Below are 15,356 nucleotides of genomic sequence, written 5' to 3' on the forward strand. Positions count from 1 at the left end.
ATGCAAACGAAACTCCCCGACGGGCTCATTCGATATGGAGGAACAGCGGACTTCACGGAGGAAACGGTTCCCGCCAAGCTGACTTCAGTTCACGATACGAAACCCGGCGTGTGGGGCAAGCTAATCGTGAAGGAAGGCGTGCTCGATTACATCATACCTGGACCGCCTGAAGAACAACTAAGGGTGTGCGCAGGCGGCTTCGCCGTGATTGAACCGCAAGTCAAACACTATGTGAGGCCGGTTGGCGCTGTTAGGTTTCACGTCGATTTCTATCGCCGACAAAAGTAATCTTAAGGCCGCGCTGTCCCCGCCATTGTGCTGACAGCTTTCCCTACACTACCGGAAATATTCGATAACAAGGTGCATCCACGCGACCAATCACCTGCCCGCTATGGTTGGCTCATTGCTCTCTTACGTTATAGGATTGCGCCAGTCAGATGCATTCGGCGGGACTGACGAGGGGCGCAATCATGAAACTGTTTTTCAAAATCATCGGCGGGCTTTTTCTGCTTTTTCTTGTCGCCAGCGCGGTCATGGCGGCGATGAACTGGCAAATGGTGATGCAGATCGTCCGCTATAACCCGCTTGTCATTCCGGCCATGTATGGCGAACCGGCGGACCTCCAAGAAGCCAACGAGCAGGATCTGAAATTCGCCAGAAAGCTCCTGAAATACGACCGGAGTTTTTCCGATGAAGCGGAAACCAAATTTCTGACGCAACTCGATGCGTTAAACGAACAAGCGGCGACGCTTTCAAAAGCAGAACTTTATCTTGGCGTCGCGCGCGCCGTCGCCCATGCAGACAATGGCCACACCAATCTTTCGACATATCCGCTTTATAGCGAATTTAATCACGCGAACGTAAAATTCTTCTGGTTCGCCGACGGTCTTTATATTGTGCGCGCACACAACATGTACGCCGATCTGGTCGGCGCGCGCGTGACGGGAATAGGAAACAAAACGCCCGAAGAAATCGTCGGTTCACTCAGCCAATATCTTGGCGGCGCGGCGAACTTCCGACGGCTATATGCAACCTTTCATCTGGAATCGCCGCAGATGATGCACGCGGCTGGCCTCGCCGCCTCGCCTGACGCCCTGCAACTAACGGTTATTGATCGCACTGGCCAGGAAAGAGACGTTGCTCTTGCCGCCGTCAGCCGTGACGCATCGCTTGATGTTCCGGGGCGCAGACCCTTCGTGACGCTACAGGCTATACCCATGGACGGTGAAGGCGATGACTGGACGCGCACGCTCAACCTCACCGGCAGCGATGCACCGCTTTATCTTCGCAATTCGGACGAGAATTTTTTCTGGACCAAGCTCGATAATAGCGGCGTCTATATCCGCCCGCAGTTGCTGCTGAACCGCGATGACGCAGTGCTCGTTGAACAGTTCGAGGAAGTCTTGGGCGCGTTCAGCGACGGTGAACTCGGCTATATGGTGGTGGATTTACGGTGGAGCCCGGGCGGCGATTACACGCAAGTCATCGATTTCGTGAAATCCGCGCCAGAAAAACTGAGCGCCGACGGACGTCTTTACATCGTCACCGGACCACAGACATTTTCAGCGGCCATCGTCATGACCGCATTTTTGAAATATTACGGCGGCGAAAAATCAGTGATCATCGGCGAGCAGAATGGCGACCGGGAGCAATTCTGGGCCGAACGCGGTCCATTGCCTTTTGAGCTGCCGAACTCAGGCTTCTCCATCAACTACTCAACGGGCTATCACGACTGGGCCAATGGCTGCGCGGACAGGCATGAATACTGCTTCACGCAGAACATTATTCATGAAGTGCCGGCGGGTTCGCTTGCGCCTGATGTGATGATTGCTCCCACATTTGCCGACTACGCAAGCGGCGGCGATCTCATCATGAATTACATCTTGTCCGCGCAAGCACCCCCGGACCAGGAAAGCGACTAGACTTTAAAACGCATCCATCAGCGGCTGGTAAGCCGTGCGCTCGATGCCCACCGGCATGATGATCCGAATACGCTCGCTCTCGCCGATGACGCCATATTCCTCAATCGCCACGGCGCCTTCACGGCCTTCCGCAAGCATGCGTTTTTGCAGTTCGGGATAGACTTTCATCGGCGCCAGAAAGAACGACGCATAGTTCTTGTAGGGAAAGTCCGCGATCAGCGCATCCGAGCCGGGCAACATCACGCCCGGAAAACTCGCACGCCATGTCGCCTGTTCGCCCTCTGACAGGCCGTCGATCCGGCAGGCGAGAATGGACCGAAGGCTTTCTTTCGGCGCATCGGGCGGATCGAGATAAACGGCGAGGCGTCCATGCCGCCATATTTGGAGCGCCAATTGTAGTAAGTCGCGTTACTGATCCCGTGTTCGCGGCACAGATCGGCAACCGACACACCGCTCTCACCTTGCTTCAGAATCGCCAATATCTGCGCGTCCGTAAATCTCGATTTCTTCATCGTCTTCTCCTTCGCTATCAAAAGCCGGAGAAGTCTATTTTTCAACCCAACTATTTTCAGGGGGGATTACCGCAGCATCTCGCCAGAACTGGACATAAGACTGTCTAGATTTATTAAATCCACATCACATCTCGCGGGTAGCATCGTGAATACGCTAGAATCTAATTTTTAGTAGGGACAAACCTGTTAATAACTTATTTTCTTGCGCCAAAACCCTTTTGTCCTTCAAGCAATCTTTCGCCCGAAAGCATAACATACGTAATTTTGCGACCCTGCCCGCTTGTTGCTTCGAACTCTATAGATGCAAATGCAAGCAATCCCATTTGCTCCGAATAGATAAACCGAACTGATGGCTGATCTGAATTATCTTTTAATCGATCAATTACTATTCCTTCCACTTTAGTACCAAAAAATGGTTTCTCTACAGTTCCAATTGCTTGAAATGTCGCGCCATTAAGCTCCCATGATAAGCCCGTTTCCAATATTCCGTCACGAGGGACAGCGAAATATGGATAGCCATCAGAAAATAATAGACAAATAAATTGTGAGTCACTTTTACAAGCCAATACAGAAAAAACTCTGTGATCAGTAAACATTTTTTCTTCTTCTATGTCGATTACGGTGGATTTGGGTGGATCAAAGAGAGAAGTATATACGTAAGGCTGAGCCGTACACGACGACATCCAAACTGATATGATCGCAGCAATAACAACTGAAGTTAACTTCACGTCCACTGTCCCTATCAAAAAATCGATTCAAGTTCAGTCTTGCTCAAAATATCAGGAAACGCAAAGCTCATGTCCGCTTTGGGTCAACAGCAGACGATTAACTTTAATCCGATACGCCATCCGCGATTGACGGCCGCACTGCCCTGCGCTTCAAACCGGGTCCATGAAAATCCTCGTAACAGGTTCATCCGGTCATCTCGGGGAAGCGCTGATGCGGCTTCTCAGGTCTACGGCCCATGATGCAATCGGGCTGGATATCAAACCCGGTCCTTATACGGCGCTGGCCGGGTCGATTACGGACGCTGACTTTGCAAACGCACACGTCCGCGACGTTGACGCTGTCATCCACACGGCAACGTTGCACAAACCCCATGTGGCGACCCATTCGCGGCAGGATTTTGTCGACGTGAACATCACCGGCACGCTGAACCTGCTTGAGGCCGCGCGTGAACATGGAGCTGGCGCATTCATCTTCACCAGCACCACCAGCGCCTTCGGTCATGTGCTGCGCCCCGAAGAAGGTGCGCCAGCCGCATGGGTGACTGAAGAATTGCGCCCGAAACCGAAAAACATTTACGGTATTACGAAGCTCGCGGCGGAACATTTATGTTCGCTGTTTCATGAAAAATACGCGCTCAACACGCTAATCCTTCGCACCTCGAGATTTTTCCCTGAAGAAGACGACAGCCGCGCCATTCGCGACGGTTATGACGACCTCAACGCCAAGGTGAACGAGTTGCTCTACCGCCGCGTCGATATTGAGGATGCTGCAAACGCACATTTATGCGCGCTTAAACGCGCGGGCGATATCGGTTTCGGGCGATACATTATCAGCGCAACGGCGCCGTTTTCTGAAGACGACGCTGCGCAACTGCGCGCCGACGCGCCGTCGGTTGTTCGCCGCCATGTTGCTTTTGATGAGGAATTCGAACGCCGCGGCTGGAAAATGTTCCCGTCCCTCGACCGGGTCTATGTCAACGAGGCGGCGCGCCGGGACCTCGGCTGGTCGCCGAAAGTGGATTTCAAGACGGCGCTTGCGCGCCTTTCATCGGGCGAAAACCCGTTCAGCGATTTGATGAATGACATCGGCAAAAAGGGCTATCACGATCAAGTCTTCGAAGACGGCCCTTTTCCGGTGGATTAGACTTCTTTGGATTTTCCCGATCTAACAAGCTCCGCTCACCCCGGCGGCCGCGCGCGAAGGCGCGCTTATTATAGCAAAGTCGCATTCGCGACCGGGCCGGGGCCCAGTCAAACAAAAATGCCGAGCTTCGCCCGACTTTCTTCTTTTTGCTGGATCCCGGTTTTCACCGGGATGAGCGGTTTAAACTACACAAATAGCAAAGCGACCTAATTTTGTTTTCAATTCCGGTCTGTAGGCAGGCACTCGGAAAATACCGGATTGCCGACGACCTGGCGGCTCATCCACGCTTCGCCGGCGGCAATGCAATCGCTTTGCCGTTCATAAACGCCGATGACTTCGGGTTCACTTGTTGGACCTGGGGTAAGGTACCCAAGCGCCGTCCATTCTTCATAGGCGCCACCGGTTGTTGTGCATGCTGAAATAAAAACAGTAAGCAAAATTGCTGCAACGCGAAAAACTTTTACTGTCGAAACCGCCTCTTTGTAGTGTGTGTTCATCTCAGGCGCCTTTCTCAGTTTCAAATTGGCTCCGGACGCAATGTCAGTACGCCTAAATCGCGGCGAGAAGATGGAATTTAAGCAAAAACAATTCGGTTCCAAAATAAAATTGTGGAAAAAGTAAAGCCCCGGCAATGCGCGCCGGGGCTTTGGACGAATTCAAATCGAATTCTTTGTCGTTCGAACGCTTGTCTGCGTTCGGATATTCTTGCTGCGGAGCGCCCCCGCAAGTCATCGGCCCTTAAAACACCGGCCCGATGAACGTCTCCTCTTTTTTGCTTAAGTGATGCTTCAAAACATCACTTTTGCGAGGAGAAAACAGTTCAAAACACGAAGTTCAGGCAGCTTTTGCCCGAATCAAACGCCGATTAACGACGCTTCGTCTTACGTTTTGCTGTTTTGCGCTTAGCGGTTTTACGCTTTGCGGTCTTACGCTTGGTCGCTTTTTTAGCGGTCTTGCGCTTGGCCGTTTTACGCTTTGCAGTCTTGCGTTTTGCGGTCTTCCGCTTGGCGGTTTTACGCTTTGCAGTCTTCCGCTTAGCGGTTTTCCGCTTTGCAGTTTTACGCTTCGCAGTCTTCCGCTTGGTCGTTTTACGCTTTGTAGTCTTGCGTTTAGCGGCTTTTTTCGCGGTTTTCCGCTTTGCGGTCTTCCGCTTGGCCGTTTTACGCTTTGCGGTTTTGCGCTTTGTTGTCTTGCGCTTCGCCGTCTTCTTCGCCGTAGTCTTACGCTTGGCTGTTTTACGCTTCGCGGTTTTTCTCTTCACCGCTTTTCTTTTGGTCGTTTTTCTTTTGACCGCCATGGTTCACCTCCGAATCATGATTCGAAAGTTGAACAATAACCGAATTTACTAAAAAAGTATTGTTCATGCGCAACGACATGCACGCGCAAGTTATTTTTTTCGCGTTTTTTGATTCGTTTCAGCGATTAAAATGGAATGTCGTCATCCAACTCATAACTTTGTCCGCCTGAAGAACGGCTTTGGTCTGACATTCCGTTATCGTTGTTATCATAACCGCCGCTTGAACCGCTGCGACCGTCCAACATCGTCAATGTCGAGTTGAATCCCTGCAGCACAACCTCTGTTGAGTAGCGGTCATTGCCGTTTTGATCCTGCCATTTACGTGTTTGCAGCTGACCTTCGAGGTAAACCTTCGAACCTTTCTTCAGATATTGCTCAACAACGCGGCAAAGACCTTCGTTAAAGATGACAACGCGGTGCCATTCGGTTTTTTCGCGTCGTTCGCCGGTATTTCTGTCTTTCCAGTTCTCTGAAGTCGCAACAGACAGGTTTGCAATCGGTCTGCCGTCTTTTGTCTGACGAATTTCCGGATCAGCGCCCAGATTGCCCACCAAAATCACTTTATTGACGCTGCCAGCCATAATTTTCTCCTGAAATTCGAATTATTGAAGCTCATCGCGCGGATTCGGCGCCCGCTCAACGATTGGTATTCCACAACGTAGATACTTGATTTCCGGACAAATGTTCACACCTTGTTCTTGCTGTCAACGCCGATATAAAGACGGACACGCATAACCGAACGCATTCGCCCCTATATAAAGAGACTGAAGCCCGCATGAGTTTGAAATCGATCCGCGTCGCCGGCGCGCGCGAGCACAATCTGAAAAACATCACCGTGGAGTTGCCCCGCGACAAGCTGATCGTAATGACCGGCCTGTCCGGTTCCGGCAAATCATCGCTCGCATTCGATACGATCTACGCAGAGGGGCAGCGGCGATATGTGGAAAGTCTGTCCGCTTATGCTCGTCAGTTCCTGGAAATGATGCAAAAGCCGGATGTGGACCAGATAGACGGTCTGTCGCCTGCAATCTCCATCGAACAGAAGACGACATCGCGCAATCCGCGCTCAACCGTCGGCACGGTGACGGAGATTTACGACTATATGCGCCTGTTATGGGCGCGTGTGGGCGTTCCCTATTCGCCAGAGACAGGTTTGCCGATCACCTCGCAGACCGTGACGGAAATGGTCGACCGTTTGATGAATGAAGGCGACGGCGCGCGTTTTTACCTGCTGGCGCCGATCATTCGCGGTCGTAAGGGCGAATATCGCAAGGAATTCGCCGAACTTCAGAAAAAGGGCTTTCAGCGCGTCAAAGTCGACGGCGAGTATTACGAAATCGCTGACGTTCCGAAGCTCAACAAGAAGATCAAGCACGATATCGAAGTGGTCGTTGACCGCATTGTCATCAAAGACGGCATTCAATCGCGCCTGGCGGAGTCGTTCGAAACTGCGCTCGAACTCGCCGATGGCATCGCCATTGCGGAGTCCGCGGATAAAAAAGACGACAAAGACGTACCGCAACGCACAATTTTTTCCGCAAAATTCGCCTGCCCCGTTTCCGGTTTCACCATCGATGAGATCGAACCGCGTCTCTTTTCGTTCAACGCGCCTGCCGGCGCCTGCCCATCCTGTGACGGGCTGGGTACGGAAATGATATTCGACGAGGAACTCGTCGTGCCGGACGGTTCGCTCGCGCTGAACAACGGCGCCATCGCGCCCTGGTCGAAAGGCACCTCGCCCTATTACGCACAGACGCTTCAGGCGCTGGCGCGAAAATACAAATTCAAAGTGACAACGCCGTGGGATGAACTCGACGACATCGCGCAGGACGTGGTGCTGTGGGGCACGGACGATGAAGAAGTGAAGTTCATCTACGCCGATGGCGCTCGCAAGTTTGAAACCGTCAAACCATTCGAAGGCGTCATTCCCAACCTTGAGCGCCGCTGGCGCGAAACAGACTCAGCATGGGTGCGTGAGGAGCTGTCGCGGTTCCAATCCATCACCCATTGCGAGAGCTGCAACGGCTTGCGCCTCAAACCCGAGGCCCTCGCCGTCAAGATCGACAAACTGTCGATTTCCGAAGCCACGGCCTTTTCCATAAAACGCGCGGGCGAATGGTTCGACGGGCTGGAGAAAAAGCTCACCAAGAAACAGATGGAAATCGCCGCGCGCATCCTGAAGGAAATCCGCGAGCGGCTTTCCTTCCTCAATAATGTCGGGCTCGACTACCTTACCCTGTCGCGCAATTCCGGCACGTTGTCAGGCGGCGAGTCCCAGCGCATTCGTCTCGCATCACAGATCGGCTCGGGCCTCACCGGCGTTCTTTATGTCCTCGACGAACCGTCCATCGGCCTGCACCAGCGCGACAACGAACGCCTCTTGGAAACGCTGATGCGCCTGCGCGACATCGGCAATTCGGTGATCGTTGTCGAACATGATGAGGAGGCGATCCGCGCCGCTGACCATGTGGTCGATATTGGGCCCGGCGCCGGCGTTCATGGCGGCCAGATTGTCGCCGAAGGCGCCGTCAAAGACATCATGAACGCGAAAACCTCGCTCACCGGCGATTACTTGGCTGGGCGCCGCGAAGTGCCCGTCCCTGCGGAACGCCGTCCGTTCAACAAGCGCAAGGTGATCAAGGTCACGGGCGCCACGGCGAACAACCTCAAAAACGTGACGGCGGAAGTGCCCATTGGCCTTCTCACCTGCGTCACCGGCGTATCGGGCGGCGGCAAGTCGACCCTAATCATCGAAACGCTGTACAAGGCGGCGGCGCGGCGGCTCTACAATTCGAAAGACGCACCCGCCGAACACAAAAACATCGCGGGCCTCGAAAATTTCGACAAGGTCATCGACATCGACCAGTCGCCAATCGGCCGCACGCCGCGTTCGAACCCCGCAACATACACCGGCGCGTTCACGCCGATCCGCGACTGGTTTGCCGGCCTGCCCGAAGCGAAGGCGCGCGGCTACAAACCCGGGCGGTTTTCGTTCAACGTCAAGGGCGGGCGCTGCGAGGCGTGCCAGGGCGACGGCGTCATCAAGATCGAGATGCACTTCCTCCCCGACGTTTACGTCACCTGCGACGTCTGCAAGGGCGCGCGCTACAACCGCGAAACGCTGGAGGTGAAGTTCAAGGGCAAGTCCATCGCCGACGTCCTCGACATGACGGTCGAAGAAGGCGCGGAGTTTTTCAAAGCCGTGCCGTCGATCCGCGACAAGCTGGAAACGCTCAACCGCGTCGGCCTCTCCTACATCAAGATCGGGCAGCAGGCGACGACGCTGTCGGGCGGCGAGGCGCAGCGCGTGAAACTGTCGAAGGAACTGTCGAAACGCGCCACCGGCCGCACGCTTTATATTCTCGATGAGCCGACGACCGGCCTCCACTTCGAGGATGTACGCAAACTGATGGAAGTCATTCAGGAGCTGACCGACGGCGGCAACACCGTCATCGTCATTGAACATAATCTCGACGTCATCAAACAGGCCGACTGGATATTGGACTTAGGACCCGAAGGCGGTGACGGCGGCGGCGAGATCGTAGCGGCGGGAACGCCGGAAGACGTCGCCAAGATCGCGAAGAGTTATACGGGCAAGTTTTTGAAGCCGCTTCTCATGGGCAAGTCAAAAACGACGGCTTCAAAACCCCGCGCCAAATCCGCAACGCCGAAGAGAACTAACGCTAAAAAGAATAACAGAGCCGCTTAGTGTTCAAACCTGGAATTATTAGACCTGCAAGGCTGATATAAGTTTTGCAAGCTGCCGGCCATCAGGATTTCTAAGATCAGCCCACTGAAACTGTTTTAAAAATAGCGGAAGCTCTGGAGGCCGTTCAGGATTCCCGATTATTACGGGTATTATTTTACAATTACGATTTGCGAACTCGCTTATAAAAGCTCGCCTTTCAATATCTTGCCAGGGGCCTAAACCGCTATTTCCAACTATGATTAAACAGGACCCTATGCCAGAAATTGTGTCTTCCAGCACTTTTTGCCATATGTCACCGGGGCCAATCTGCTCCTCATCCAACCAGGTTCGTATGCCCACATTCTTTAATGCCTCATTCAACGTTCTCACTTGCGCCTTATCTTGGTTATTATGACATAAAAAAGTAGCCGGGCTTTCTTTGAGTGTATTTTGCTCAATTTTTTTTGTTTCAGGATCGGACAAAATATCAACGTCACGCCTACAAGCTGATGAGATCGAGTTTAATATAGAAGTGATTTCTTTAAACTCTTGAGATTCCAAATATTCATTTTCGGCGCTAGCCGTTTTGCACCTGTCACATACAAAGGCCGTCCTCATGCCGATATCTATTCCGGTCTTGTCCCAAAAAAAATCATTTATGCAGCCTGTAGTATTGTCGTGATTGCCTCCGATTTGCATTTGGTATTTTATAATAATTTGGCAGATGAGGTAGGCTACGCCGTTGGACATAGGAAGACCGGTCAGATACGACCATCCCGACAGGGATAAAATATATATGTCATCAATACCTTCGAAAAAGTAGTTATTTTCATATGGAATTGCTGTCGCAAAAATGGCCATATCCATTGATTTCAACTCATCCCGCAATGGCTGGCTGAATTTTGAAATCTCATCATTATACGAAACTTCATCGCTCTCGAAACGAAATTTCGAACCAATTTCGTGAAGCGTGATAAATTTTGAATGCGTATGAAAAAATTGCATAAAACTGGGAATATGAAGAGGAATGGTATTATCTATACCAATAGCAATTCTCACAATATTCCCCTTATTTTAGTTTCGCTGGAATATAAAATATAATATAGTAGTAGTACAAGTGTGTATTAACTAACATAGTATGATTTGCGAAAACGTAATACGCTAATCTGGGTCCCGGTTCGGAGGCCGGGATGATAATGCTCGAGAAATTGCCTCACATATCCTCTCCCCATGACCAAACACCGCATCTATACAATGAGCTTCGCCAAGGTTTACCCGCTTTATGTGGCGAAGGCGGAGAAGAAGGACCGCACGAAAGCGGAAGTTGACAAGATCATCCGCTGGCTGACGGGCTATAGTCCGCAAAAGCTGAATGGCCAGATCAAGAAACAGGTCGACTTTGAGACATTCTTCGCCGAGGCGCCGAAACTGAATCCGTCGCGGGCGCTTATCAAGGGCGTTGTCTGCGGCGTGCGGGTGGAAGAAGTCGAAGAGCCGCTGATGCGCGAGATACGCTATCTCGACAAGCTGATCGACGAACTCGCGCGCGGCAAGGCGATGGAAAAGATCCTGCGTCAATAGGCCGGCGCTCGCCTTATGCGTGCGCCAGCGGCGCCCATCTGACTGCAACTGACATTTCTGGAGAGTTTTTTCGCCATTCGCGTTGACTTCGTGCAATGCACAACGCATTGGTAAATTATCTAATTCTGTTGGGGGACTTTCCATGAAGAAACTGCTTGCTGGCCTCGCGGCCGCATTTTTAACGATCGGCAACGCCAGCGCTGCGTTGCTCGTCAGCTTTGACTCACTTACGGGCATCAGCAGCAGCGGCGGCTCCAATGACGGCGGCGCCTTCTTTGATACAGGGGTTACCCAAGGGAACGCGTTCGATAATGTAAATAACGGCTCCCTGCCAAAGCTGTTCGGCGATACGCTCATTACGTCCGACACGGTGCTCACCAGCACTTCAGGCGCCGGATTCGATTATTTTGCTGACCTCGTCACGAATGGCGTTGATGACGTCAATTACAACGCCTTATGGCGAAATGTTGGCGGTTCCCCGGTTCTCGCATCGGTTGGCTCCGGCAATGAATCATTTGTTTACGGCAGCGCAAGCTCAGCCAGCCTGAACGGCATCGATTTGCAGGGTTATGTCATCACGTCGATCGTGCTGACGATCACCAACTTTTCCGCGCCGGTCAACGCCAACGGCTACAGCATCAACTTTGACTACAAATTAGAGGTTTTCGGCGAACTCGCTGAAGTTCCACTGCCGGCCGCTGCGCCGCTGATGCTGATGGGGCTCGGCGGTATTGCTGCGCTGCGCCGTCGCCGGTCAAAGACTGCATAGCAACACATGCTACTTGGGGGGATAAGCCCCCCAACCTTGACACCGCGCCAGACACACCCTCACCATTCACAAAAACCGAAGGGAGGGCCGTCATGCTACGGACAATGAAAGTTCTGCTGATTCTCAGCATTGCTGGCTGGGCGCTGTTGGGCGCGGTGGAGAATGTGGTTGACTGGAGCGGCACGACGGGGGCCGTGGGCGCGGTCACCTCCATGGCGACGTTCGAGGGCGGCGGCGATAGCTGGAAAGCGACATCGAACCCCGTCTGGATCATGGCGGGCTCTATTTTCATCCTTGTCCTGAAAATCATCGCCGGCCTGTTGTGCCTTGCCGGCGCTGCCGCCATGTGGTCAGCGCGCGCAAGCGACGCCGCAGCGTTCCAGAAATCCAAAAGCCTCGCGCTCGCCGGCTGCGGCGCCGCCATGTTCATGCTGTTCGCCGGCTGGATCGTCATCGCCGAGGTCTGGTATGAAACCTGGCGCTCTGACGTCTTTCGCGACCTCGCGCTAAACTCCGCCTTCCGCTATTGCGGCATGATCGGCGTGATGGCGTTGTTCGTCGGAATGCGGGACGAGGAAGCGTGATTTGATTTTGCGGCTTTGCTTTTGCATCTTTGGCGGTACGCCTCGTCAGATATAGAGTTAAGGAGGGCTCCTTGGAATTCACACGCAAGCAGTTGCCGGAGCAGCATTACCTTTACGTTGATCGCGAGACAGCGATGGATGCAAAAGCTATTGGCGAAGCCATGGGCTCCGGTTTTGGCGAGGTGTTCGGGTTCACCCAAGCCAAGGGCGTGACGCCAATCTCCATGCCGTCATCCATTTATCTGGAAATGCCGACTGACAGTAAGATGAAGTTTCGCGCCGCCGTGTTTGTGAGCGCCGATGACGCGGCCAAAGCGGAAGGCAATGTCAAGGCGGACGTCTTAGCGGCCGGCGAAGCGGTAACCGGCACACATGTAGGTCCCTACGCTTCACTCAACCAGAGCCATAAGGCGCTGTGGGATTACGTTGAAACGAATAATCTCGGCAAGGCCATGCCGGTGTGGGAAATATATGTGGATGATCCAACTAATACGCCGGAAGAAAAGCTGCGCACGGAGATTTATCGTTCTATAGCGTCATAGTCTGACTTCACAGCTTAGTCCAACATGCGCCGCACGAGCATCTTGCGGCACTGTTCGACTTTCTCATGGGCGAGCAACAGTTCTGTCTTCGCTTTTGAAAGCGCCTGCATGGCGACCTCAACATCAGAGCCTTTGATCCATCCGGTCAGCGCCTGCACGTCCTCAAGGTTTTCAGACACAAGATTTGCGGTTTCACCTTCCAGCACCTGAAACCGGTGTGAACAGAAGTCGCCATCCTGCGATTTGCCGCAACTACACATGGCCTGAAGATTTCCGAGATCATTCGTATCGCGCTCGACCGTGACGTCATAGACATTGTCGTCTTCGGCCATAATTGAAAATTTCAGCGTCTCTTTCATTCTTTTTTCCTTTTGACGAAACGGGCGTTGCAATGTCTACTGAACAGGCTGCACCGCTGCGCAGGCATAAGGCGGCGGCGCCGACGCAATGGCGTGCTGGTCAGAAAACCATTTTTTCTCCAGATCGTCCCAATAGCCTTCGAGATCCTGACCAATCACCCATTCGTTGAGCGCTTCGTGCAAGGCGTCGCTGTTCTGATCGGTGGCGAACGCTTCAATCGTACGGGTCAGGGCAAATTCGTGCGGCACAGTGAACTTTTTACTTTCAATGTCTTTCGCCATGTCGAGATAAGGATCGAATAATACGGCGCCGTCGACTTCCCCGCTCTCCATAGCTTCGAGAATCTGGGTGAACGAACTGAACCCCTTAAGGTCTGATCCTGGAAATTCACCATGAGCGACCATGCCGGAAACGCCGCCATGCTGAAACCCAATCCTGATATCCTTGCTGTTGATACCGCGCAGAGTTTTGGCCTTTTTCGCCTGGCGCTTCGTCATGATGACGAAATACTCAGTATCGTGATAAGGCAGCGAGAAATCGAGCAACCGTCGCCGCTCGGGCATATTGGAATAACCGGACGCGATTACGTCCGCCTCGCCTGAAAGCACCGCCTCAGCAAGGTCGCAGAAAGGCTTTTCGACATATTCTATATCAACGCCCAGATGCGCGCCCAGCCCTTGCGTGGAATCGATTTCAAAACCCGAAAGCGTTCCATCATCCGCCTTAATGACAAAAGGCGAAAGCGCCGCCACCGCCACGCGCAAGGTCCCACGCTGTTTGATTTCATCAAGATCAGCGGCGATTGCACTCGTCGTAAATAACAGAGCGAGCAAGATCGAAAACAAAATACGCACAAAAACCCTTCCGCAGTTAGAACAAAGCAATTCCCGCAATATAGCGATGGAGGTAAAGTGCAACGGCTACATAGGCAACGCCGCCGACGGCAATAGCGATCACGTCATTCATGACCGGCCCGGCAGCGCGCACAGGCGCCTCGCGGCGCTTGACAGCAATACGGTCAATGACAGCAAAGGCGAGAAACGCGCCAAACAACATCACTGACCTTACTTCGCCATTCACCAGCAGATGCGCAAACGCCCAGACTTTCACCCCGGCCAGCATGGGATGTTTTACAGCATTCGCAATTTTACCCGCAGGCAAATAGGCGGCAGCGAGTAATATGAACGCGACAAGAACGAGGAGATAGGTGACGTGCCGCATCCATAAGGGTGTTGAATACAGCACGCTTGCATCGGCGCCACGCCATCCAAAAATAATCAGCACAAACCCGGCCAGCGATATGAGGGAATATAGCCCCTTGTACGGCCCCTCCCCAATCTTGCTGATCATGGCGCCGCGCGGCCCCCGCGCCAGCGCCGAAAAAAAGTGGGCCCCGAAGAAAATGATCAAACCGAGAATAAACAGCAACATGTTCAGCGTCTCCCAAGTTGAACGAACAGGCGACGCGCTAATCGCCCTCGAACTCAACCAGCGCTGTGACTTTCTTTCCAAGCTTGCGGAGTTTGTCCGACCCGCCAAGATCGGGAAGATCAATCACGAAGGAACACAAAACGACCTCTCCGCCAGCCCGCTCGATCAGTTTAATGGCCGCCGCCGCTGTACCGCCCGTGGCGATCAGGTCGTCGACCAAAAGAACTTTTTCTCCTTGCTCAATCGCGTCCACATGGATTTCAACCTCATCGACGCCATATTCCAGCTCATAACTCTCGCCGATTGTCTTGTAAGGCAGCTTGCCTTTCTTGCGGATCGGCACGAAGCCGATGGAAAGCTGGTGCGCGATAGCGCCGCCAAGGATGAACCCGCGCGCTTCGATGCCCGCCACTTTGTCGATTTTGGCCCCGGCAAGAGGTTGCACCAGTTCATCCACAGCCCGTCTGAACCCGCGCGCATCGGTTAAAAGCGTCGTTATATCCCGGAACATAATCCCCGGCTTAGGATAGTCGGGAATCGTACGAATGACGGATTTCAGATCCATTTGCGCCCCTTGATTTTGCGAGTTGAGAATGACGGAGTCTGTGCTTTCCGGCAAGCTGGGCAGCCATAGACGGCCTGGTTCAACCCTTTATTAGGCGCTGGCGAATAAACGACTCACCCCTGAATTCGCTCTTTTTATCCCGCCTGCCTTGCTCTCAACGGCGAAATACCGAGACTGGCCAGCCGGGGATCAACGCCCAAGACAAACATCGGAATTCACGCGAGGAGGGAAAA

General features: G+C 53.1%; 18 protein-coding genes and 1 pseudogene. 9 read left to right on the forward strand and 10 right to left on the reverse strand.

The genetic code is table 11. The features are described 5' to 3' along the window. Together PUV54_RS15055 and PUV54_RS15060 are read left to right on the forward strand one after the other, a co-directional pair. Entirely contained in the window at positions 1–288 is a 288-nt protein-coding gene (locus tag PUV54_RS15055; RefSeq protein ID WP_274493119.1) for a TehB family protein, read from the forward strand. Positions 289–470: 182 nt separating this feature from the next. Next, positions 471–1,922 carry a S41 family peptidase gene (locus tag PUV54_RS15060; RefSeq protein WP_274493120.1) on the forward strand — a complete coding sequence of 484 codons (1,452 nt, stop codon included), beginning with the start codon at positions 471–473 and terminating at the stop codon, positions 1,920–1,922. 3 nt (positions 1,923–1,925) lie between these two features. Here PUV54_RS15060 and PUV54_RS15065 read toward each other — a convergent pair whose 3' ends face one another. The 3 genes and pseudogenes from PUV54_RS15065 to PUV54_RS15075 all read right to left on the reverse strand — a co-directional run bounded on the left by PUV54_RS15065 (position 1,926) and on the right by PUV54_RS15075 (position 3,162). Continuing rightward, positions 1,926–2,315 carry a hypothetical protein gene (locus PUV54_RS15065; protein WP_274495237.1) on the reverse strand — a complete coding sequence of 130 codons (390 nt, stop codon included), beginning with the start codon at positions 2,313–2,315 and terminating at the stop codon, positions 1,926–1,928. After that, positions 2,282–2,434 (reverse strand): annotated as a pseudogene (gene tnpA / locus PUV54_RS15070) (IS66 family insertion sequence element accessory protein TnpA); the annotation flags it as partial. The gene PUV54_RS15065 and the pseudogene tnpA, both read right to left, overlap by 34 nt. A 194-nt stretch (positions 2,435–2,628) precedes the next feature. After that, positions 2,629–3,162 carry a hypothetical protein gene (locus tag PUV54_RS15075; protein WP_274493121.1) on the reverse strand — a complete coding sequence of 178 codons (534 nt, stop codon included), beginning with the start codon at positions 3,160–3,162 and terminating at the stop codon, positions 2,629–2,631. Positions 3,163–3,325: 163 nt separating this feature from the next. On the opposite strand from PUV54_RS15075, the gene PUV54_RS15080 reads away from it, so the two are divergent. Continuing rightward, entirely contained in the window at positions 3,326–4,306 is a 981-nt protein-coding gene (locus PUV54_RS15080) for an NAD-dependent epimerase/dehydratase family protein (RefSeq protein ID WP_274493122.1), read from the forward strand. A 218-nt stretch (positions 4,307–4,524) separates the two neighbouring features. On the opposite strand, the gene PUV54_RS15085 is transcribed toward PUV54_RS15080, so the two are convergent. Next, positions 4,525–4,803, reverse strand: a complete 279-nt coding sequence (locus tag PUV54_RS15085) for a hypothetical protein (protein ID WP_274493124.1) — start codon at positions 4,801–4,803, stop codon at positions 4,525–4,527. 462 nt (positions 4,804–5,265) lie between these two features. Between PUV54_RS15085 and PUV54_RS15090 the strand changes: the two genes are divergently transcribed. Next, positions 5,266–5,655, forward strand: coding sequence for a hypothetical protein (locus tag PUV54_RS15090; RefSeq protein WP_274493126.1), 390 nt, complete (start codon positions 5,266–5,268; stop codon positions 5,653–5,655). 73 nt (positions 5,656–5,728) lie between these two features. On the opposite strand, the gene PUV54_RS15095 is transcribed toward PUV54_RS15090, so the two are convergent. Next, the gene (locus PUV54_RS15095; protein WP_274493127.1) at positions 5,729–6,184 is read right to left on the reverse strand and encodes a single-stranded DNA-binding protein; all 456 of its coding nucleotides are present in this window, start codon (positions 6,182–6,184) and stop codon (positions 5,729–5,731) included. Positions 6,185–6,378: 194 nt separating this feature from the next. Here PUV54_RS15095 and uvrA point away from each other — a divergent pair, with 194 nt between their 5' ends. Then, positions 6,379–9,312, forward strand: coding sequence for an excinuclease ABC subunit UvrA (uvrA, locus tag PUV54_RS15100; protein WP_274493128.1), 2,934 nt, complete (start codon positions 6,379–6,381; stop codon positions 9,310–9,312). A gap of 18 nt (positions 9,313–9,330) precedes the next feature. Here uvrA and PUV54_RS15105 read toward each other — a convergent pair whose 3' ends face one another. After that, entirely contained in the window at positions 9,331–10,350 is a 1,020-nt protein-coding gene (locus tag PUV54_RS15105) for a toll/interleukin-1 receptor domain-containing protein (RefSeq protein WP_274493129.1), read from the reverse strand. A 171-nt stretch (positions 10,351–10,521) separates the two neighbouring features. On the opposite strand from PUV54_RS15105, the gene PUV54_RS15110 reads away from it, so the two are divergent. From PUV54_RS15110 to PUV54_RS15125, 4 genes are all read left to right on the forward strand, one after another. Then, a complete protein-coding gene (locus tag PUV54_RS15110; RefSeq protein WP_274493131.1) occupies positions 10,522–10,872 on the forward strand; it encodes a DUF2200 domain-containing protein in 351 nt (116 codons plus the stop codon). Positions 10,873–11,014: 142 nt separating this feature from the next. After that, positions 11,015–11,641 carry a VPLPA-CTERM sorting domain-containing protein gene (locus PUV54_RS15115; RefSeq protein ID WP_274493132.1) on the forward strand — a complete coding sequence of 209 codons (627 nt, stop codon included), beginning with the start codon at positions 11,015–11,017 and terminating at the stop codon, positions 11,639–11,641. 92 nt (positions 11,642–11,733) lie between these two features. Further along, positions 11,734–12,225: a DUF2165 family protein gene (locus tag PUV54_RS15120; RefSeq protein ID WP_274493134.1), complete on the forward strand. Its 492-nt coding sequence runs from the start codon at positions 11,734–11,736 to the stop codon at positions 12,223–12,225. 71 nt (positions 12,226–12,296) lie between these two features. Then, positions 12,297–12,767 carry a GyrI-like domain-containing protein gene (locus PUV54_RS15125; protein ID WP_274493135.1) on the forward strand — a complete coding sequence of 157 codons (471 nt, stop codon included), beginning with the start codon at positions 12,297–12,299 and terminating at the stop codon, positions 12,765–12,767. 14 nt (positions 12,768–12,781) lie between these two features. Here PUV54_RS15125 and PUV54_RS15130 read toward each other — a convergent pair whose 3' ends face one another. The 4 genes from PUV54_RS15130 to PUV54_RS15145 are packed head-to-tail and all read right to left on the reverse strand — an operon-like array spanning position 12,782 to position 15,123. Beyond that, positions 12,782–13,126 (reverse strand): hypothetical protein, encoded by a 345-nt coding sequence (locus PUV54_RS15130; protein WP_274493136.1) that lies wholly within the window; start codon positions 13,124–13,126, stop codon positions 12,782–12,784. Positions 13,127–13,162: 36 nt separating this feature from the next. Next, positions 13,163–13,981: a substrate-binding periplasmic protein gene (locus tag PUV54_RS15135; RefSeq protein WP_274493138.1), complete on the reverse strand. Its 819-nt coding sequence runs from the start codon at positions 13,979–13,981 to the stop codon at positions 13,163–13,165. A 16-nt stretch (positions 13,982–13,997) separates the two neighbouring features. Then, positions 13,998–14,558 carry an NnrU family protein gene (locus PUV54_RS15140; protein WP_274493139.1) on the reverse strand — a complete coding sequence of 187 codons (561 nt, stop codon included), beginning with the start codon at positions 14,556–14,558 and terminating at the stop codon, positions 13,998–14,000. 37 nt (positions 14,559–14,595) lie between these two features. Continuing rightward, a complete protein-coding gene (locus PUV54_RS15145; protein ID WP_274493140.1) occupies positions 14,596–15,123 on the reverse strand; it encodes an adenine phosphoribosyltransferase in 528 nt (175 codons plus the stop codon). Positions 15,124–15,356: the final 233 nt, after the last annotated feature.

The sequence above is a fragment of the Hyphococcus flavus genome, assembly GCF_028748065.1.
In the GTDB taxonomy this organism is placed as follows: domain Bacteria; phylum Pseudomonadota; class Alphaproteobacteria; order Caulobacterales; family Parvularculaceae; genus Hyphococcus; species Hyphococcus flavus.